Annotated in this window: 17 protein-coding genes; 11 read left to right on the top strand and 6 right to left on the bottom strand. The window is 36.2% G+C overall.

Annotated elements, in window-relative coordinates; translation table 11 throughout:
- The first annotated feature begins 255 nt into the window (after nucleotides 1-255).
- The 4 genes from ACYSN2_RS09535 to ACYSN2_RS09520 are packed head-to-tail and all read left to right on the top strand — an operon-like array spanning nucleotide 256 to nucleotide 6035.
- On the top strand, nucleotides 256-1056 hold the full coding sequence (locus ACYSN2_RS09535) for a hypothetical protein (RefSeq protein WP_461750026.1): 801 nt from the start codon (nucleotides 256-258) through the stop codon (nucleotides 1054-1056).
- Nucleotides 1046-4009: an AAA family ATPase gene (locus ACYSN2_RS09530; protein ID WP_461750025.1), complete on the top strand. Its 2964-nt coding sequence runs from the start codon at nucleotides 1046-1048 to the stop codon at nucleotides 4007-4009. Before ACYSN2_RS09535 ends, ACYSN2_RS09530 begins: the two co-directional genes overlap by 11 nt.
- Before the next feature lie 2 nt (nucleotides 4010-4011).
- A complete protein-coding gene (locus ACYSN2_RS09525) occupies nucleotides 4012-5421 on the top strand; it encodes a hypothetical protein (RefSeq protein ID WP_461750024.1) in 1410 nt (469 codons plus the stop codon).
- Nucleotides 5422-5423: 2 nt separating this feature from the next.
- Nucleotides 5424-6035 (top strand): condensin complex protein MksE, encoded by a 612-nt coding sequence (locus tag ACYSN2_RS09520; protein ID WP_461750023.1) that lies wholly within the window; start codon nucleotides 5424-5426, stop codon nucleotides 6033-6035.
- Between the two features lie 105 nt (nucleotides 6036-6140).
- On the opposite strand, the gene ACYSN2_RS09515 is transcribed toward ACYSN2_RS09520, so the two are convergent.
- From ACYSN2_RS09515 to ACYSN2_RS09495, 5 genes are all read right to left on the bottom strand, one after another.
- Nucleotides 6141-7286, bottom strand: a complete 1146-nt coding sequence (locus tag ACYSN2_RS09515) for a glycerate kinase (protein ID WP_461750022.1) — start codon at nucleotides 7284-7286, stop codon at nucleotides 6141-6143.
- A gap of 49 nt (nucleotides 7287-7335) precedes the next feature.
- Nucleotides 7336-8673, bottom strand: a complete 1338-nt coding sequence (locus ACYSN2_RS09510) for a GntP family permease (protein WP_461750021.1) — start codon at nucleotides 8671-8673, stop codon at nucleotides 7336-7338.
- Nucleotides 8674-8977: 304 nt separating this feature from the next.
- Nucleotides 8978-9667 carry an outer membrane protein gene (locus ACYSN2_RS09505; protein ID WP_461750020.1) on the bottom strand — a complete coding sequence of 230 codons (690 nt, stop codon included), beginning with the start codon at nucleotides 9665-9667 and terminating at the stop codon, nucleotides 8978-8980.
- Between the two features lie 450 nt (nucleotides 9668-10117).
- On the bottom strand, nucleotides 10118-12019 hold the full coding sequence (gene htpG, locus ACYSN2_RS09500; protein ID WP_461750019.1) for a molecular chaperone HtpG: 1902 nt from the start codon (nucleotides 12017-12019) through the stop codon (nucleotides 10118-10120).
- Between the two features lie 352 nt (nucleotides 12020-12371).
- Nucleotides 12372-13235: a pirin family protein gene (locus ACYSN2_RS09495; RefSeq protein ID WP_461750018.1), complete on the bottom strand. Its 864-nt coding sequence runs from the start codon at nucleotides 13233-13235 to the stop codon at nucleotides 12372-12374.
- Nucleotides 13236-13470: 235 nt separating this feature from the next.
- Between ACYSN2_RS09495 and ACYSN2_RS09490 the strand changes: the two genes are divergently transcribed.
- From ACYSN2_RS09490 to ACYSN2_RS09480, 3 genes are all read left to right on the top strand, one after another.
- On the top strand, nucleotides 13471-14037 hold the full coding sequence (locus tag ACYSN2_RS09490) for a YceI family protein (protein WP_461750017.1): 567 nt from the start codon (nucleotides 13471-13473) through the stop codon (nucleotides 14035-14037).
- 179 nt (nucleotides 14038-14216) lie between these two features.
- The gene (locus tag ACYSN2_RS09485) at nucleotides 14217-14708 is read left to right on the top strand and encodes a P-loop NTPase fold protein (protein ID WP_461750016.1); all 492 of its coding nucleotides are present in this window, start codon (nucleotides 14217-14219) and stop codon (nucleotides 14706-14708) included.
- A gap of 158 nt (nucleotides 14709-14866) precedes the next feature.
- A complete protein-coding gene (locus ACYSN2_RS09480) occupies nucleotides 14867-16021 on the top strand; it encodes a hypothetical protein (RefSeq protein ID WP_461750015.1) in 1155 nt (384 codons plus the stop codon).
- A 66-nt stretch (nucleotides 16022-16087) separates the two neighbouring features.
- Here the strand turns inward: ACYSN2_RS09480 and ACYSN2_RS09475 are convergent, their stop codons facing one another.
- Nucleotides 16088-17107: a lipoate--protein ligase gene (locus tag ACYSN2_RS09475; protein ID WP_461750014.1), complete on the bottom strand. Its 1020-nt coding sequence runs from the start codon at nucleotides 17105-17107 to the stop codon at nucleotides 16088-16090.
- 154 nt (nucleotides 17108-17261) lie between these two features.
- On the opposite strand from ACYSN2_RS09475, the gene ACYSN2_RS09470 reads away from it, so the two are divergent.
- From ACYSN2_RS09470 to ACYSN2_RS09455, 4 genes are all read left to right on the top strand, one after another.
- Nucleotides 17262-17918, top strand: a complete 657-nt coding sequence (locus ACYSN2_RS09470; protein WP_461750013.1) for an ABC transporter permease subunit — start codon at nucleotides 17262-17264, stop codon at nucleotides 17916-17918.
- Nucleotides 17899-18570 (top strand): amino acid ABC transporter permease, encoded by a 672-nt coding sequence (locus ACYSN2_RS09465; protein ID WP_461750012.1) that lies wholly within the window; start codon nucleotides 17899-17901, stop codon nucleotides 18568-18570. The genes ACYSN2_RS09470 and ACYSN2_RS09465 overlap by 20 nt, the downstream gene beginning before the upstream one ends.
- A gap of 87 nt (nucleotides 18571-18657) precedes the next feature.
- On the top strand, nucleotides 18658-19395 hold the full coding sequence (locus ACYSN2_RS09460; protein WP_461750011.1) for an amino acid ABC transporter ATP-binding protein: 738 nt from the start codon (nucleotides 18658-18660) through the stop codon (nucleotides 19393-19395).
- A gap of 265 nt (nucleotides 19396-19660) precedes the next feature.
- Nucleotides 19661-20500, top strand: a complete 840-nt coding sequence (locus ACYSN2_RS09455) for a transporter substrate-binding domain-containing protein (protein WP_461750063.1) — start codon at nucleotides 19661-19663, stop codon at nucleotides 20498-20500.
- Nucleotides 20501-20569 lie beyond the last annotated feature (69 nt).

Raw genomic sequence — 20569 nt, 5'->3', positions numbered from 1 at the left:
TTAAAAACAATTATTTGCCCAATAACTCCTTCTGGCAATATTGATATTTTAATATCAATTGATATTAAAAACGTCAAAAATCATTGACAAAATCGCAATATAAAATAACAATCAATATAACTTTGATATCAAATGATACTAAAGTTTCATCAATCATAGAAAGATCGTATCCGTAAAATCCATTGATTGCTCTTGAGCATAATAGCGCTTTACTGCAATTTCGCTTGCCACCTCATCTATCTACCCCATCTAATTATGAAATTACTACAAATATTAGACCTGATAAAACAAAGACAGAGTATTGATTGGCCACACCTACACCAATCTCTCTTACACTTAGGCATCACTGAAGCTCTCATAAGAGAAACATTTAACGTCAAACGTTATAGTGAAAAAATCTATGCTGTAACAATTATTAATCATGATTTTTTTGAAAACATTATGCAGCTGATAGAGCCCTCGGATAAGAGTTCCCGTGCTACGGCAAGTATGACAGGGAATAGCCATATTGCAGCCGTCAATGGCGCTCTTCTAATCGCCAATACTCATCATAGGAAATCCCCCTATGTCCATCTAATAAAGTCTGGCTTTCCCATTCCTGAACCTCAAAAAAATAATGCCATCATTATTGAAAACCTAGAGTGCTTCATAAATTTTCAAGATACTTATCAATTTATGAAGCAATTCTGCGAATTCACTGCCCCAATTGACGATATTGAGTTTATCTATGCTGCCGGTAATAGCATTTCAAACCAGATTATTACGCCTTATCTACACAAATTTTCAGGGCATATTTATTGTCTATTAGATATCGATATTGGAGGATTACAAATTTATAAGAATCTTCTAAATAATGGTTTATCTCTATCTACTACGCATTTTGTTATTCCAAAAGATATTCATCATCGATTACAACGATCACGTAGAAATATGAACAAAACAGAGTTAGCAAAATTAAATAGTTTTTTAAATATCTCTAGCGCTATTAATCAACTTATTACCTACCTCCATCACTATCAAACAAGCATTGAACAGGAGAGCTACCGTGTACTATGACGCCTTACCTCTAGACTTACAAAGTCAATACTCTATTAATGAGTTAATATTTATTAATTCAGGATCTAACTATTATTCACGTCTTCCAATGGCTATATCAGCTGCCCTTTATGCCGGAAATAATGAAGGAAAAACCTCTTCTCTTTCAGCGATAAAGTTATTTTTATTACCTGAAGTAAGCTTTAAACGTAGCGCCTCTAAATTTAATTTCTCATCAGGCGGCACAACATTTTCTGATATTGATTCTCTTACTTATTACTTTCCAAGTACTGAATCCTATATTATCTGTGAGGCAGAAAATCCTAGCTATCCTCAGGGATTTTGCTGGGTATTGTTTAAAAGCACTCATTTTCACTATGGAAGGATTGCAGTACCACATCCTTATAATCATATTGAGCACCTATTTTGGAATTCTGAATCTACATCTAATGAAGGTGTTGGTGCTTTACACGATGATATCTCTGTTTCCCAGATCAAAACTAAACTGCTATCTAAATATGATGGTCAGTTAATCATTGATAAAAAAATCATTGCTGAAGCGATCTACTCTCGAACTAGTATCAAAGAAGATCATACTAAATTTTGTCTTCTACCGATGATTCATAAATCTTCTGCAGATAGCATTAAAACCGTAAGAGCTCTATTAGATATGGCTTTTGACTTAAGTAATGCTTCCACCCAATCTCTTCCTGTCGCAATTGGATCTATCATTGATAGTCAAGGAAATAGTGTTGTAAGAGACGATGGTATCTTCCTTGACTTAGAAGATAAACTAGAAGAATGGGATGAATTACAACACTCTCAAAAATTACTCGCTCAGATAGAAGAAAAAAAACCGCAATGGCAACTCTTTAAAAAAAAGGTGGCACAATATCAACAACAAAAATCTACCGTTCAAGGAGATTTTTGCCAAATATTACACTATGTCAATCAAGCGGTAGAGTTATTCCAACAAGAATCAAAACATCTTCAAGAACTATCCTCTAGACATGAAACTCAACTGAAAAATGCTAATGTGAAACTGCGCACGGTTGAAGATACTCTGACAGCTTCCTCCTCTCTCATCCAAAATTTTGAAAAAGAGATTGAGAATTACAACCAAACCTTAATGAGAATCCAAGCACAAAAAGATTATTATCAACAACACCATATTCATGATACTGATGAGATGCTGAATGATCTTAGAAAAAAGTATGATCTCTGTAAAAACAGCATTCAAGGATTACAAGATGCTCAAAAGGCAGAGCAAACTCTATCCTCACATACCAATAAAATTAATAGCATTCACAAAGAAATAAAGATGTTAAATATGGATGCCACTAATATTCAAAATAAAAATGGATTGTTAAACCAATTTGAAATACATACTAGTTCTATTCTTTTTAGTTTAAATGACAACTTTTCTATCCTATCCACTCCTATCTCAGCAACTGACAAACAGATCATTTCTGATTTCTCTAACCTGTTTTGCAATAAAGAGGGACTTCTTTCCCTTAAAGAGAATCAATTTCCCAATACTCCATTTAAAATATATTCCGAAAAATCTGCCCTAGAACGCATTTATAATCGAATAGAAAAACTACAATATTCTAGAATAGAATTAGAAAAAGAGCGTGCCTCCTTACATCAATATAGTAATGCGCCCCAACAAGATCGCTCCCAAAAAGTATCTGAACTTATTGCAAAAAAAGATCTCATAGAGTCGTGCTTGAGAGATTTACCCGCAGAAAACTCCTTGCGCCATAAGCTTCATGAATTTCAAAAAAATTTGACAGAAGAACATCAGCAACTAAGTATCCAAAAAGAAGCTCAGCTATCTTTAAAACAACAAATCAAAGAATTCACTCAACAATTTAATACCGCTTATTCCAAGGCTCAGAGAAACATCAATATCTTAAATAAGATTCAAGAAGCTCAAAAATACTTAGGGACTTTGAGTTTAGAGAATAGAGGGTATCTTCATATTGTTGCCAACGAGTCTTCCGATAAAATTTTGACCTCTATCACACAGTATGATGTACAACATATGGAAAAAGTCATCAACTCCATCAAAAAAAATATTGATTCTATTCACGATCTGAATAAAACAATTGTCCAATCACTACATACATTTAATGAATACGGCTTTATTAAGATGGCTCCAGAAGAAAAATTCGGAGTCACCGTTTCTAGCCAATTATTTAATAATTACTATAACTCTTTACATAATACCTTTGAAACCCTAGAGGCTCAAAAAATCACATTTTATAGCCGCCTACAAGCCCATAATAATACTGTTGCAGCATCTATCCGCATTATTAACAACGTAAAAACAATCATTAGTAATTACATCAAAGAGCTTAATCATCAATTAGCAAGCTATCAAATCTCTAACTTAGAGTGTGTCGCTGTTAAAGCGGTTTATCATCCGCAATATACTTTGGCGATTAGTGCTATGAGTAAAATGACTTCTTCTTACAACAGTACATATCCCAAAGAATTATATGACAATATTAGAGCCTTTCAATCCGAATTCTATGTGAAATCTTCCCATAAAATAGATATCGCTAAAATCATCAATAAAATTCATTATACATTTTCGAGAAATGGTAAAACTGAAGATATTCCACAGTCTAATGGCACAAATTCCATGGTTAATGCCATTTTATTAGCTATTCTATTTAACAATATGATTCCAAAAGATTTAAAAATACAATTGCCCGTTGTATTCGATGAAGTAGGTAAATTAGATGAGGAAAACCTACATGAAATTTATAAAATCGTGACTGAACAAAGCCTCATCTTATTTGTCGCAACCCCTGATCCTACGGGCATTATCGCAAGTGTCTTAAGCGTATATCATGATTTATCTAGCTTTCAAGTAACAGATGTCGAAATACATGGCAAAGCAAAAACAATATACTTTCAAGGTATGGAAGAGCGCCTCACAAATTTAATACAACCTCAAAACTAATAATGAAAACAAATCCCCAAAACACATTAGTGATTCTCTTCCAGCATGTCGATATATTTTTCAATATTATCGATTATTATAACGAACGATCTCCAAATATTTCAGATTTTCAAATATCTGTCTATGAAAGCATTTTGCAAAACTATATTAGACAAAAAGTTGCAGATGAAAACGACAAAAAAAGAATCATTGCAGCTCTCTCATTACACAATCTAAATCAATGTGATTTTTTAGCCTACATCAATGATGCTCAAGGTGTTTTCAACATACAAAATGATTTACTCTCTGTCATTAGAAATATGGACTCCAAGAGAATGAGAGAGCTAGGACAACCAGATTTAGATGTGATATATGCACAAATCAAAACGATATATGATCATTTTTCTCAGCACCAACACTACTTTAGTAGCATTGACCCAAGTCCTGAATTTATAGAAAATCTCACAGCTCTCATTGATACAATGCAAAATATTTTCTCAAAAATAGAACACAATGTTAGAGCTCTAGAGGGAAGTGCCAAACGCTTATCAGATATTGTTGATAGCCATAATTTTGAGCAACAAACTCCCACAGAACAAGTCAAAAAGTCTTTAAAAGAGATCACGAAAATTTATCAAAGAAATATTCAGCCAACACTTGCTTTTCTAAATGAAGATGCGATGACTAAAGACTCTTCTGCAATGTATCTCATCAGAAAAATTAGGGAAATGTTAAGTGGCTTCCAACTTTATGAAGAGACGCGCACTATCTACATTATAGAAATGCGTCTCCTATCTTTTACTGAAATCATTACAGATATTCGACGTAAACTGCATCGTTATATAGAAATGGATCAAAAACAACGTCAACTTTATAACGCAATAGAACAACAATATAACGAACTTTCTGCATTAGTACTTCAGTTATTGGATAGTAAATTAACAGGGAAAACGTTGTCCTCCCAACATGAGTTTTTTTATCCCTCTAAAATTTTCAATCAATTGACAAACTGGACTCGTATTAACTTTACTAGCTCACTGATTGAACTTCCTCATAACTTAAATACTGAAGAGGTCGATGAGTATATCCGGAGTAAACTAAATAATGCAGAGGCTTTAAAAAGCAAAAAACGACGTCCAATAAAGAAAAATATAGACTTCAAACAACATTTACAAAAACGTAGAAGAGTGGAAAAAATTAAACTCTTAATGCAATCGTTTCCAGAGAAAGAGTTCAAAGATCTATATTTTGCAATACATCAACACCTTTCTAATAATTTAGAACAATATTCTCTAAAGGATATTTATGATGCCCGTGCTTTTTTATCTAAAAATCTTCTTATTACCACAACATTAAAGCAAGGCTCAATTCAATATAATCACCAAGAACTCCGCTATCCCATTAAAAAACTTACTAAGAAAACACAGATATGAATATGGCTACAAATATGACTATACCGATAGATATAAATAAATTGGATCCTGTTGCAACCAATGCGATTTATAAGGATTTTATCAGTGGGAAAATCATCAATAAATATGAATTAGTGAATAATGAAATAACACTTTCCATGAAGTTTTCCGAATTAATCAAGCATATAGATATATATAAAAAGCTATATGATCTTCTAGGATTTGAACTCATTTCCATAGGTCATAATGCTTATTATATTGCTCGACCAGACAGGGATACACTCAATGAGATTGGTGCCAATATTCAAGTCATTCTCATTCTACTATGTCGAGGATTAGCATCTCGTGGTATTTCTCCTGAGATACTTAAAGATTCTAAAGGTATCAATTCTCAAATCATTCAAGAAATTGGATTAGAGGCTGATTCTGAATTAATTTTAAATGCTTGCAGCATCACAAATTCTCTAGAAAATGCCGTTGAAAGTATTATGGTTAATCGTGTTTTAATGTATAAAACTTCTAGTGGAAGATACGTTCTATCAGATGCCGGAAAGTTTATATATCATTTACTTCTAGAAACCAACAAATATACAGAACCTCTAGCTCCTAATGAGCATACAAGTCTTAAACTTTAATGAATGAAGAGATGCATTACACAAAATGGCATGATTAAAATAAAAAGGGTTCTCAATATTGAACCCTTTTTAAAAATTTCTGAAAATTAAAGTTACTTAAGCGCTTCAGTTTCTAAACCGTTGCCCCATTTGCAATACATTCGCAATATTTCTGGATAATTGCGTCAAATTTTCCGGCGTGATCTCATAGGCTTCTTCTAAACTCATCGGCGCACTGACGATACTAAACACGGCATCAATTCCCTGTTCATACGTGAGTTCATAGCCTTCTTCTAAGCATCCGGCAATGGCAATTACAGGCTTTTGATATTTTTTAGCAATTTTTGCAACGCCCACCGGCACTTTGCCAAAACAGGTTTGACGATCAATTTTTCCTTCGCCGGTAATCACAAGATCCGCATCTATCAGCACAGATTCTAAATGAATGGCCTCCATCACAATATCAACGCCGGCGCGGAGCGTTCCGTTTAAAAATGTGACGCTCGCTGTGCCCATTCCGCCGGCGGCGCCAGAGCCTTTAATGCTATTAACATCGATATCGAAATATTCCCCAAGAATCATCGCATAATTGTAGAGCGCATAATCAAGCACTTTTACCATTTCCGGTGTTGCCCCTTTTTGTGGTCCGAAAATTACAGAAGCGCCTCGTTCGCCGGTTAGCGGATTATCCACGTCACAAGCAATTTCAAATTCACAATGTGCAATACGAGGATCCAGATCTGAAAGATCAATAGTGGCCAAATCACTTAATGCTTTACCGCCAAACGGTAAAGTTTCATCATCACTATTAAGAAAGCGACCACCCAAAGCTTGAATCATACCAACACCACCATCATTTGTAGCGCTTCCACCAATACCGAGAATAATTTTAGTAATGCCATGATTCAGAGCATCTAAAATCAATTCGCCGGTACCGAAACTTGTTGTGAGATACGGATTTCGCTCTTTCTTCGGCACAAGCATTAATCCGCTCGCTTCCGCCATTTCAATCACTGCTGTTTTTCCATCGCCCGTAATCCCGTAAGATGCAAGTACGGGATCGCCTAAAGGACCGGTAACTTCCTTCTGAAGATAATGCCCCTTAGTTGCACTAATAATTGCCGATACGGTTCCTTCCCCACCATCCGCTACCGGCATCAAGTGATAATTCGCATCCGGAAAAATTTGACTAAATCCTTCTTGAATTTTCTCTGCAACTTCTAATGCCGTTAAACTCTCTTTATAAGAATCCGGGGCAATCACAATCTTCATTGAATCTCTCCTAGGAAATAATTGACGTTACTTTATATCGCAATGTTCTCTATAAAATTAATAGCCCTGCGCCCCAAATGCAAGCAAACATTACAACACCCATGACAAATGTTGAAGTGGAGAATACTCGTAATGACTGATCAACTTCAATATCCGAGAACTTTGTGACAACCCAAAAGAAAGAATCATTTGCATGGGATACAACGGCAGATCCTGCGCCTAATGCAAGCACTGCAAGGACTTTTCCCATTTCAGAATCTAATCCTAATGGCGTTAAAATCGGCGCAATAATTCCTGCCGTTGTTAATGCCGCAACAGTAGAGGAACCTTGTGCTGTTTTCAGTAATGCCGCCAAAATAAAGGGTACTAAAAGACTAATAGACGCACTTCCAAGCCATTCTCCCAAAGCCGTTCCTACGCCTGTTTCACGAATGACGGAACCAAACATGCCACCCGCGGCCGTAATGATCAAAATAGGACCCGCTTTGCTAATGGCTTCTTCGATAACCTCAGATAATGCTTCTTTACCTTTCTTCTTAAAAAGGCATAATCCAATAATCGCGCCGACTAACAGTGCAATCACAGGATTCCCCAAAAAGTGAATGATCTCAAAAACCATTCCTGACTTCATTCCTAATGCCGTAAAAAAAGTGGAAATAGAAATGAGCAGTAACGGTAATAAAATTGGCAATAAGGATACTTTAAAAGATGGTAAATCTTCTAATTTCGCTTGATGAGATACTTCTGAAACCTCTGCCGGTGGGTAATTTTGTCCTTTGCTCATCAAGCTTGCCCAAAAATAAGCCGCAATCACGCCGGGAATGGCAAAAATAGTGCCAAAAACTACTAAGTATCCAATATTCGCATTCAGTTCAACTGCCGCTCCTAAAGCGCCGGGATGTGTTGGAATTAAACAGTGTGCGGCGTACAAAGAACACCCTAAAATTGCCGCCATTAATGGCATGGATGTTTTTGACTGCGCACTGAAATTTTTGGCAATACCGCTTAATATGATAAATCCTGTATCACAAAAGATGGTTAAACCTGGAATAAAGCCTGTTAATGCCGTTGCTTGTTTTGCTCTATGTTTTCCTGTGAAATTCAAAATATGTGTGGCGATACTTCGAACTGCCCCGCTTTTCTCCATACAGAGTGCAATGACTGTTCCAAAAATAATCACAAAGGCGATGCCTCCCATTGTATTTCCAAAGCTGACTTTTAATAAATCAACGACTTTGGGCAGTGGAACAGTTAATAATGCTAATCCAAAACTGACACAAAAAAGGGATGCAAACACATTAAATTTAAATCGTGATGTTAAAACAATAATCGCTAATATACTGATCACGACATAAATACCGTTTAGCATAATCGTACTTTCAGCCATAACTTCCTCCTTGATGTTATTGTCGAGAACGAACCATATATAAATATATATGTGAATAAATATATGAATATTTGAATGACGTTCTCTCTTTTGTAATTCCTCTTCAATAGTTAGCATAGTTTTCACGATGAAAATAGTATCCCTTGTAAATAAAGTACTGGAATAATGAAGTCATAAACATAGATCCATAAACATAGAATCACAAAAAAAGACAAGAATTCTATAACATGATCATTATAGAGTTCTTGCCTTCTGTTTTAGACGTGTTTTTAAAATCGTTTTTACGATATTTTCTTACATTTAATTAATTGTTTTTGAAGAAATAGCGAACGCCCAAGTAAAGCTCTTGTGATTCAATTTTCGCTTTCATCTGCTCATCTTGTAAGCCACGTGCATTTCCGAATGCATTCCAACCACTCTCTGTTTTTCCTGAATCGATATATCGATAACCAAGATCAATATTTAGATTCTCCATTGGCGAATACGTTGCTCCGAAACCAACACTATATGCAATATTTCGATCACTGTTAGAGTTATATTGTCTAGTTTCATTCCCTTGCCAACCGCTTGATTTAAGATCTGCAATCCCTAAACCCGCATTCACATATAAACCAAACTCTTCTGTTAAAGCGAAATCCTTATAAACATTCAACATCAATCTTTGAGATTTCACTTTATGATGGTTAAAGCTCGTTGCAAATGTTGTTGAACCACTTGTAAATTCATTACTTTTAGGGAATGTATATTCTCCCTCAACTCGCCAATCTTCTGCAAATTGATAACCTACAGCAAGTGAACCAATGCCATATTTTTGGTTTTCAACGCCTTTCACAAAACCGCCAATCCCAGGTCTTGCACTTGTTTCCATATTTTTTGCTTTTTGATCAGAATAGACCGCTCTTCCCGAAAAGTAGAACCTTTCGTTAGATTCAGCAAATGCATGAGTTGTTGCGAAGATCATTCCTAAAACAGCACATAAAGATAATTTTTTCATTATATTATTCCCCTTTAATTCGAATTAAATATAGGAAAATAATCATACCCCTAATTAGGTAAGCGAATGATTACAAAGTGTAATTTTGTATTTAAGAAATGAAAATAATAGTATTTAAATATATTAGAAATACTATTATCAATATCTATAACTCCTCAATAAATTCTCAATAACTTCTAAATAGCTTATGAATAACCTCTAATGAATAAAATATCATGAAGCTGATGTCAGCAAATTCGATCGTATGATATATGCCTAACCGCTTAAGTTGAGTTTAACTATATCCGTTTAAACATATCCTTTAAACAGACCATGACATCCATAAAAAAAGCTCTCTATATTGAGATAGAGAGCTTAGCTTTGATCTATTCACTTTAATTTTAAGATTGAATACAACCTATCGAATACTGCATTCTCAATGCTTAAAATCGTTAAGGAAAAATAGTGATCTTACTTACGATTCATTAAACGATTCAATCTTGCGACAAATTCCGATGGATTATCTAATTGTGCGCCTTCAAGTAATAACGCTTCTTCATAAACTAAAAGCGCGATATCTTTTTCAACAGTTGAATCTTTTGTTTCTTCCAACATCACTAAAAGTGGATGTTTCGGATTGATTTCAAGCCATGGTTTCATGTTCGGAATATCATGACCCGCTTCACGAAGCATCTTTTCAAAATGTCCGCTAAGTGCATGTTCATTACGAACTAATACAGATGCGGAATCTGTTAAACGTTTCGAGATTTTCACATTTTCAACACGATCTCCCAATGCTTCTTTCATGCGTTCAACGAGTTTTACTTCCTCTTCCGTCACTGCTTTTTCAGCGTCTTTTTCATCAGACTTATCGCCTAAATCTACTTCGCCTTTCGCAACGTTGACCATTTCTGTACCGTCAAACTCATGAAGGAATCCTGTCATCCAATCATCCACAACATCTGTCATGAGAAGCACTTCGATGCCTTTTGATTTAAAGATTTCTAAATGCGGGCTATTTTTCGCAGTATTAAGCGAATCAGCCGTGATGTAGTAGATCTTATCTTGCCCTTCAATCATGCGCTCTTTATACGCTTTGAGAGAAACCGTTTCTTCATCGGTTAATGTTGATGCGAAACGCAATAAGCCGGCAATTTTTTCACGATTACTATGATCTTCGCCCAAGCCTTCTTTCAATACGCGCCCGAACTGATTCCAGAATGTTTGATATTTCACATCATCATTGCTTAATGATTCAAGCATCGATAATGTACGGCGTGTTAATCCTTGGCGAATCGTATCAATCGTTTTCGAATTTTGTAAAATTTCACGAGAAATATTGAGCGGTAAATCTTGCGTATCGACAATTCCTTGAACGAAACGCAAATATCTTGGAATGAGTTTATCCGAACCATCCATGATAAATACACGCTGAACATAGAGCTCAATGCCGTATTTTACTTCTTGATCCCACAAACCTTGCGGTGCAACCGATGGCACATAGAGAAGCGATGTATAAGAGGTGTTTCCTTCTACTCGGTTATGGCTCCACGCAAGGGGCGCTTCATAATCGTGAGTTAATTCTTTATAGAACTCGATATATTCTTCATCTTTGATATCCGAGCGTTCACGTTGCCAGAGCGATTCTGCGGAGTTGATCTGCTCAATCACGCATTCTGTTTTAAGCTCGGCATCTTCTTCGCCTTCTTTTGGCATAATCGGCTTTTCAACGCTCATCATAATCGGATAAGCGATGTGATCGGAATACTTTTTCACAATCTCTTTGATCTTCCATTCGCTTAAAAGATCCAGATCTTCATCACGCATATGAAGCGTAATGGTTGTACCGGCGCTCTCTTTTATGGTTTCTGCTAATGTGAATTCGCCTTCGCCTTTTGATGACCAAAACGTTGCTTCATCGCTATTAGAGCCCGCTTTACGAGTGGTTAATTCAATCTCATGCGCCACGATAAATGCCGAATAGAATCCAACCCCAAATTGACCAATAAGTTGGGATGCATTTTTCTGATCTGCTTCGAGCTTTTCGATAAACGCTTTTGTGCCTGATTTTGCAATCGTGCCGATATTATCAATCACTTCCGCACGTGTCATTCCGATGCCATTATCAGAAATCGTTAAGGTTTTCGCATCTTTATCAAAGGCAATATCAATGGCCGGATTGCCCTGACCTTCGATAATTTTCGCATCTGTTAAACCTTCAAAACGACGTTTATCAAGGGCATCTGATGCGTTTGAAATTAATTCACGTAGGAAAATTTCACGATTTGAATAGAGTGAATGAATCATTAAGTTGAGTAATTGATTCACTTCCGTCTGAAACTGCATTGTTTCAGCTTGTGTATGTTTAGTCATGATAGCTTTAGCTCCTTATCACTTATAATTGGTTATACACGTTCAAAGAGTTGTTTTATGATGATTTTCTTAAAAAATCTGTGTCAGACAAAAATCCTTACAAATATAAAACAGGCTTTAATTACTGTTACTAAATGGTGTCCGTTTTCAATAATTCAAGAATATTCTTTAAAAACTTTCAAAAATGATTCAATATTCGCTCAAAAAAACACATTTATCATCGTAAAATATATTTTATGCAAAAAGATAAACGCCTAATCTCGTCGCTGAAATTAGGCGTTTATGATTTTGATAACTCAAAATCTGATATCAAAGAATCTAATAATGAAAAATCGGATAAGGAAGAATCCATTTACGGCATCTTTCCAAATTTCCCTTGCATAAAGTCTAATGACGCTTGTTTGATCTCATCTCTGGTATTCATCACGAAAGGTCCATGCCCGAAAATTGGCTCGTCTATCGCATCGCCGCTTAAGAGTAAAATCGTACTCGGTTTTTCTGCCATAATTGTAATGGAATCGCCTGCTTTATCGAATATTGCGAGTTCTGCTTCTTGCAGTTTTGAACCGTTTTCAAGGATTACTTCGCCGTGAAGTACGATAATGCCGGCACTTCTATGCTCTTTAATGGGAATCGTGACCTCGCTTCCAGCATTTAATTGGTAATCCCAAACATCTAACGGCGTAAAGGTTTTCGCAGGACCTTTCTGTCCTTCATATTCGCCGGCAATAACGCGCATCGATCCGGCATTATCGGCAAGTTCAATAACAGGAATCGTATCGCTTGTAATATGCTGATAATCGGGTTTTGTCATTTTATCTTTTGCCGGCAAATTCACCCAGAGTTGCACCATATCTAAAGTTCCGCCATTTTTGGCAAACTCTTTAGAATGATATTCCTCATGCAAAATGCCGGAACCTGCCGTCATCCACTGCACATCGCCGGCACCAATGACACCACCTTGTCCTGTGGAATCATGGTGTGCCACTTCGCCATCATAGACAATCGTCACTGTTTCAAAACCTCTATGCGGATGCTCACCAACACCACGAAGATGTGACGTTGGTGTAAATTCATTCGGTCCTGCTCTATCAAGCAGTAAGAAAGGATTGAGATTTTTTCCATGATTATTATAGGTAAACAGCGATCTCACATTAAATCCATCTCCCACCCAATGCGCGCTTGGTGCTGGATATATTCCCATTAATTTTTTCATCACAACTCCTTTCTCTAAAGATATTGAAATACCTATTTAAAATATACTATTCATAGACATCTATTGACACAATATCGGACTTTTAAAATTCTATGATGAATATTTTCGAATATAAGCTTCAATATTACTCGTTACATACTTTTCCATTACTTTGTTATGATAGATTCCAATAAAGTTTGGTACAAAATTCTAAATATTCATTCAACAAATCATTACAAATATATAAAGGAATCACATGAAAAAGATTTTACTCGCAACAGCAATCTTCGGTCTTTTCTCAAGCGCAATTGCAGCAGATTATAAATTAGACCCAAGCCATACAAATGCGCGTTTTAATATCGATCATTTCCAAACAACGACGAATCACGGCGGTTTTTACGGCATTGATGGCGATCTTCAATTTGATAAAGAAGCACAAACAGGCGCTTTAGATATTACCTTTAAAACAAACACGATTAATACCGGTGATGCGGGATTTGATGGTCATATGAGCAGTGCTGATCTTCTGAATGTAGAAGTTTTCCCTGAAATCAACTTCAAATCAACGGAGTGGGTTTTCGAAAACAATCAACCCACAGAAATCATCGGCGAATTAACCATGATGGGAAAAACGAATCCTGTCACGCTTACAGCAACAAAATTCAACTGCTATGAAAGCCCAATGTTCAATAACGCTGAGGTTTGTGGCGGAGATTTCATCACAACAATCGATCGCACACAATGGGGAATCGATTTCTTCGTAGATGCCGGCATGACAAAAGATGTGACGATTCAGATTCAAGCAGAAGCTGTAAAACAGTAATAGTCTAAAATCATCTTAGAAATTTTCACAAAAAAGCAGAAAGAATTGAACTTCTTTCTGCTTTTTCTTGTACGGAAGTATCTACTCGTCACAACAAACAATAAATACTTTATACTTTGCGTTGATATTTAATTACAATTCCAAGACAACTAGAAATGCGAGTAAATTAGGACAACTTTATGAGTAAGCATATTACTAAGGTTTTAACAGACTTTTTAACAAATTCAGAAAATAACAATAAAATTCTTGTCCTTAAAGGAAAATGGGGAGTCGGAAAAACTTATTTTTGGGAAAATTTTATTAAAGAAAATAAAGATATTATCGCTAAGACAATGCCTGCTTACAGTTATGTATCATTATTTGGTGTACAAAACTCATTAGAATTAAAAGAAAAAATCACAAGAAATTTGATCAGCTTTACTGGGGAATATAGTCAACTTATTGAAGAAACCACTAAAACAAATATTGGTGGCGTTCTTACTGCCGTTAGTAAAATTGGATGGGTCAAACGCCAAGTTGGTGATTTATCAAATTTTTTACAAGATGCCTTAATAAGAAATCAAGTTATTTGCTTCGATGATATTGAGCGTATAGATTCAAAATTCCCTATTGAAACCTTAATGGGTTATGCCGATGAATTAGCACAACAAAAAACTGTAAAATTATTTTAATCTTTAATGAAGACGAATTAGAAGAAAAACAAAAAGAAGCCTTTAATAAATATCGTGAAAAAGTTGTAGATATTGAGCTGACTTACTCTCCAACATCAAATGAACAATTAGAAATTGTTTTTGGTGACAAACTCATAAAATATCCTGTTATTAATACAGTGATCAATGAACGAGAATATGTAAATATTGTAATAAAAAATATTCGAGTTTTAAAAAAAATCAACCAAATAATTGATGGTTTTCTTAAGGTTTCTCAAGATGAGCTCCCTGTACTAATAATCGAGGATTTTATCAAAAGAGCAATATTCTTATCTAAGTGTTTTTATGAAACGAATAACAAAGTTCCTTTTGAGATCATCAAAAATCCAAGCTCAGTGACAGAATATAAAATTCTAAATACTGCTATTAAAGGGCATGAAGAGATTCAAGAAGCAAATGCCAAAGAATATGAAGAGAAAAAATTTAAAGGCGAGTACGATCAAAGTTTATATCAAAAATTAATGCTGACAGCCCAACAATTACAAATTGATAGATCGTCGGTTTTTACAGAAGAAATTATTCATAACCTAGAGCATGGTGTTTGGTCTGAAGAAAATATTACAAAATTTTTATCATCAGAGATCAAAAGAATAGATGTTATTACAAAGCAAAATGAAAGACAGAAGAGGTTAAACTGCGCTTGGACTCTTTACCACAAGAGCTTCGAACATAACATTGATGATATTGTTAGTATTTTTAAAGAGGAGTTAGAGTATCTTGCAAACTATACATACTGGGATTATGGTCATTTCATACATACTACAAGTGCGTATTATGATTTCAAAAAACTAGAAGATCCTACATTTTCTGTTCCTTTACACTACATCGATAGATACATAGAAATAAATAAGGAAATGCTCGAACAAATGTCTTGGAAAGATCGTATGTACATCAGCATAAATCTCTCAGAGATTAATTCTTCAATTAACAATTACGCAATGCAACAACTAGATAATATTAAATCTCAAAAATCTAAAATCCCCCTCTCAGAATTTGTAAAAAGCCTTCACGACAGTGGGCTAAATAACGAACAGGAAACCTATATCAAAAATTTAACACAAGCGGAGATTGAAAATTGGTTAAAAGACCTTAATGACCCGTTAATGTCAGTTTATATAAATAAGCTCAGATATTGGAGTACTATTATCAAAAATAGTTCAGGGACAAATGATCCTAGTTCTGACACTTTAATCGATCTGGTATTAAAGAAAATTTCAGCAAGTAGCCCTCTCAATAAATATAGGATTGAGCGTCTAATAAAACCTAAATTATAAGGTTGAATTATAGCGGGAGAGAATATTTGCACGTTTTTAACAACAACTCTCCCACAGATATTATTTTTACTGAATCTCCGCCAAAAACCATTCTGAAAATGCATTCCAATGGGAAGCGTCAAATTCCGGGTATTGTTTACCGATTTCGACAAGCTTTTGAGCGATCTCTTCACTTCGATATAAACAGCCGATTAACGCTTCATTGAGCGCTTCGAAAGGTTCGATGATTAAGCTATCTGTGAAGATTTTTGCCTTATCAATGAGCCCACCACGAATCACATCTAAATGAATTTCAACACCGCCCCACGGGAAGCGCTCGGATAATTCGTGGCTAAATTGTAACGCTTGCCCGTAATTCCATTCCCAGCTTTTTTGCTTCTCATATTGCTCACTAAAGCCGGCAATATCGGGTGGATTATTCTCTGAGATGAACTCTACTTCAGGACTTTCTCCGAATTTTTGGAAGAAGATTGCTTGAATCGCTTCACAAATCATTTCGTGAGAAATTTCCGGCTTTATCTCCGCAAGATTCATCACTCTTGAACGCACAGAAGTGATGCCTTTGGCTTGCAGTTTTTTTGGATCAGGATTGAGGTAATTACCGAGCTTTGTGAAATCTACATCAAGAAGCAATGTCCCGTGATGGAAACCTCGATCTTTAGTTTCGCGGTAAGCAGAACCGGAGATTTTACGAATCTCTTCACCATTTTTAATAATGAGATCATTTCTGCCGGAAGCTTCCGCTTCAATGCCGAGCGACAATAATGCTTCTAGGATAATCTGCGTGGAAAGGGTTTTATCATATTCCGGCTTTCCCGCCATAAACGTGAAATTCGTGTTGCCTAAATCATGAAATACCGCACCGCCACCGCTACTTCTGCGAGCGAGCGTAATGTTATCTTCATCCATTTTTTTGGTATTACACTCTTTCCACGGATTTTGTCCTCGACCAATCACAACCGTATTATTATTTCGCCAAAGAAAGAGCACTTTTTGCGCAGGATCCATACTTCGAAAAATCGCATCTTCCACCGCTAAGTTAAAGAGTGGATTGGTACTTTCTGAAATAAGTAAGCGTGTTGCCATGAAATATCCTTTACATAAAAAATAGAAATTATATCAAGATTGTAAATATTGATTGACGAGCAATTATCTTACTTGCTATCTTACAAAGCAATTATAAACCAAACATATAAATTAAGTTTTTAAGATTAATATTGCAACAGAAGGCATTGCCGTGATGAATTACTTCCTAGAAGTCTATCCGCTTCTACAAACTGCCTTTTGGCTCACTTTGAAGATCTCTTTTTGGGGGATTTTCAATGCGCTTATTCTTGGGATTACGATGAGTATTGTGATTTTCTATCGAATTCCGATTTTAAGCCAGTTTTTTAACGGTTTTATTGCTTTTTTTAGAAATACACCGCTCTTGCTCCATCTCTTTTTTCTCTACTTTGGATTACCAAGAGCCTTTGGAATTACCTTAAGTTTTGAAACTACGGCATTACTCGGTTTATCGCTCTTAGGAAGTGCATATATGGCAGAAGCATTTAAAAGTGGGATTTTACATATTCAGCAATCGCAATTTGATTCAGGAAAAGCCATTGGCTTAAATCCGCTTCAAATGGTGCGCTATATCATCATTCCGCAAGCGTTCACATATAGTATTCCGGCGCTCGGTGCGAACTGCATCTTTCTCTTTAAAGAAACCTCTGTTTTTACGGCAATTGCCGGCACAGATATTACTACCGTTGTGATCAACCTTATTAGCAATGATGGTCATACCAATGAAAACTTACTGTTCCTTGTGATCGCCTATGCCATCGTCATTATTCCGTTTACGATTTTGTTAACCTTTGTTGAAAAGAGAGCGCGTCATGCAGAATTTGGGGCTTGATATTTTAGATTGGATTACCATCGAAAGACTGATGAAAGGGCTCTATTTTACCCTTGAAGTTGCGATTATTTCCATTATCCTCACGCTCATTTTCGGCACGATTTTTGGAATTTTAAGAACATCCAACAGAGCGATTATTCGAGTGCCTTTTCGCATCTATTTAGAGATCGTGCGAATATTGCCAACGCTCGTTCTGCTCTATCTTCTCTACTACATTTTGCCATCCATCATCCATATTGATATTAGTGGTCGTGTTGTGGGAATTTTAGCCTTTAGCTTCTGGGGCGCCGCTGAAATGAGTGATATTGTCCGAAGTGCGATTTTATCTCTGCCAAAACACCAGCGAGAATCTGGGCTTGCAATCGGCTTAAATCAATTTCAACTGTTTCGATATGTGCTTTTGCCACAAGCTTTTAAAATCGCCCTTGCGCCGGCACTGAATCTTTCGGCAAGGATCATTATGACAACGTCTTTACTCGTGTTAATCGGCGTGCAAGATGTGATTAAAGTCGGGAAAGAGATTATCGAATATGCGGCAATGATGAATAACCCTATGGCGCCATTTTGGATTTACGGCGTGATATTACTGCTCTTTTTCTTTATCTGTTATCCCATTTCCAAATTGGCGAGCAAGCTCAATAAAAGCCGTTAGAAGCCATTAGCAATTCTCTCAATAACGCTAATGATCCTAAAAACCCTGACAATCCTTGATGCAACAATACAACGCAAGATAAATATTATGACAAAACCACTTCTTAAAACTCATGCATTAACTAAATCCTTCGGCGATCGAGAGATTCTGAAAGGCGTGGATATTGCCATTCAAAAAGGCGAAGTGATCGTTGTTTTAGGTCCTTCTGGTTGCGGGAAATCCACACTTTTACGCTGTTTAAATGGGTTAGAGAGCATTGATTCAGGCTCCATTCTCTTTAAAGAGGAAGAGCTCAATGCGCCGAAAGTCAATTGGACGAAAATCCGTAGCCAAATCGGGATGGTATTTCAAAGCTATGATCTCTTTCCCAATATGACGGTGCTCGACAATATCTTGCTCGGTCCTTTAAAGGTGCAAAAGCGAGATAAACAAGAGGTGATCAAACAAGTGGATGAACTCCTTTCGCGCGTCGGATTATTAGATCGTAAAAATAGCTATCCAAGAGAACTTTCCGGCGGGCAAAAACAGCGCATTGCCATCGTTCGAGCGTTAGCGATGAATCCTGAAATCATGCTCTTTGATGAAGTGACGGCATCTTTAGATCCAGAAATGGTACAAGAAGTGCTGCAAGTGATGCAAGAGCTCGCTCAAAATGGCATGACGATGTTTATTGTTACGCATGAGCTCAGTTTTGCTCGTAAAGTTGCCGATAGAATCATCTTTATGGATCAAGGTCATGTAGTTGAAACTGCTGATCCTGAAACATTTTTTACAGCGCCTAAAACAGAACGTGCGCAACAATTTTTAACTGTTTTCGATTTCTAAATTGATCTGATTATCAAAGATTTTCCTTAGAACTTCGAAAATGTCGATTCACTTTTTGCAATCAATGCCGATCAATCATTGATTGCCGTAAACCCAGAGAACTCAATAGAGTTCATGACAAACTCATCTATAAGAATCTTCAATCATCTATAAGAAATAGGAATTAATAGAAATTGATAGAAACTTATAGATTAGGAAATAACATTCATAAACTAAATTAATAAGCCAAATTAATAAACCAAGAAAACACACAAAGGACGATATGATGAAAACTTTCCCACAAAAAATTACTTCCCTTCTTCTCGGCGCATCGCTTTTATTTGCCGGCAATGCATTTGCTCAAGAAGCTGATAACAGCTTGCAAGCGGTAAAAGATCGTGGTGAACTTCGTGTTGCAGTATTCAGCGACAAACCGCCATTTGGCTATATTGATCGTGCCGGCAATAGCCAAGGTTACGATATTGAGCTTGCTAAAGAGCTTGGAAAATCCCTCTTTGGTAATGAAGAAAATGTGACGTTCGTACTCACAGAAGCGCAAAACCGTATCAATGTATTGGATGCGAATAAAGTAGATATCACGCTCGCAAACTTTACCGTAACGCCGGCACGCAGTGAGCAAGTAGATTTTGCAGAGCCTTACATGAAAGTGGCAATCGGTCTTGTTTCTCCTACTGGCGCTGCCATTGAAAATGTAGAAGATTTAAATGGTAAAACCATTATCGTGAATAAAGGCACAACGGCAGAAACGTACTTCGCGCAAAACTATCCTGAAGTAAAACTTCAAAAATATGACCATAACTCTGAAGCGTTTGCAGCATTACAAGATGGGCGTGCTGTAGGTTTAGCACATGATAATGCGCTTCTTTATGCTTGGGCTAAAAACAACCCTGATTTTGTAGTTTCTATTCAAAAAATCGGTCCTGATGATGTCATTGCGCCGGCAGTTAAAAAAGGGAATACAGAGCTTTTAAATTGGGTAAATGAGCAGATCATTGAGTTACAAGATCAAGAGTTCTTCCATCAAGCCTATGACAGATCTGTAAAATCATTCTACGGCGACAATATCGATCCTGATAATATCGTGATCGATAAGAGCAATCGTTAATTCTTCATTAACTCATCAAAATTAGATCAGATCTTCATATCTGATCTCATGAAAAACCTAAATGGTATC

Source organism: Ignatzschineria sp. LJL83 (assembly GCF_054871845.1).
This window is presented reverse-complemented; position numbering and strand designations above follow the sequence as displayed.

What these genes read in the sequence shown, in the direction of transcription:
- ACYSN2_RS09490 (WP_461750017.1), top strand. Translation starts at nt 13,471, where the DNA reads ATGAAAAAGATTTTACTCGCAACAGCAATCTTCGGTCTTTTCTCAAGC.
- ACYSN2_RS09495 (WP_461750018.1), bottom strand. Translation starts at nt 13,235, where the DNA reads ATGAAAAAATTAATGGGAATATATCCAGCACCAAGCGCGCATTGGGTG.
- ACYSN2_RS09485 (WP_461750016.1), top strand. Translation starts at nt 14,217, where the DNA reads ATGAGTAAGCATATTACTAAGGTTTTAACAGACTTTTTAACAAATTCA.
- ACYSN2_RS09460 (WP_461750011.1), top strand. Translation starts at nt 18,658, where the DNA reads ATGACAAAACCACTTCTTAAAACTCATGCATTAACTAAATCCTTCGGC.
- ACYSN2_RS09470 (WP_461750013.1), top strand. Translation starts at nt 17,262, where the DNA reads ATGAATTACTTCCTAGAAGTCTATCCGCTTCTACAAACTGCCTTTTGG.
- ACYSN2_RS09455 (WP_461750063.1), top strand. Translation starts at nt 19,661, where the DNA reads ATGAAAACTTTCCCACAAAAAATTACTTCCCTTCTTCTCGGCGCATCG.
- ACYSN2_RS09525 (WP_461750024.1), top strand. Translation starts at nt 4,012, where the DNA reads ATGAAAACAAATCCCCAAAACACATTAGTGATTCTCTTCCAGCATGTC.
- ACYSN2_RS09505 (WP_461750020.1), bottom strand. Translation starts at nt 9,667, where the DNA reads ATGAAAAAATTATCTTTATGTGCTGTTTTAGGAATGATCTTCGCAACA.
- ACYSN2_RS09520 (WP_461750023.1), top strand. Translation starts at nt 5,424, where the DNA reads ATGGCTACAAATATGACTATACCGATAGATATAAATAAATTGGATCCT.
- htpG (WP_461750019.1), bottom strand. Translation starts at nt 12,019, where the DNA reads ATGACTAAACATACACAAGCTGAAACAATGCAGTTTCAGACGGAAGTG.
- ACYSN2_RS09475 (WP_461750014.1), bottom strand. Translation starts at nt 17,107, where the DNA reads ATGGCAACACGCTTACTTATTTCAGAAAGTACCAATCCACTCTTTAAC.
- ACYSN2_RS09465 (WP_461750012.1), top strand. Translation starts at nt 17,899, where the DNA reads ATGCAGAATTTGGGGCTTGATATTTTAGATTGGATTACCATCGAAAGA.
- ACYSN2_RS09515 (WP_461750022.1), bottom strand. Translation starts at nt 7,286, where the DNA reads ATGAAGATTGTGATTGCCCCGGATTCTTATAAAGAGAGTTTAACGGCA.
- ACYSN2_RS09535 (WP_461750026.1), top strand. Translation starts at nt 256, where the DNA reads ATGAAATTACTACAAATATTAGACCTGATAAAACAAAGACAGAGTATT.
- ACYSN2_RS09510 (WP_461750021.1), bottom strand. Translation starts at nt 8,673, where the DNA reads ATGGCTGAAAGTACGATTATGCTAAACGGTATTTATGTCGTGATCAGT.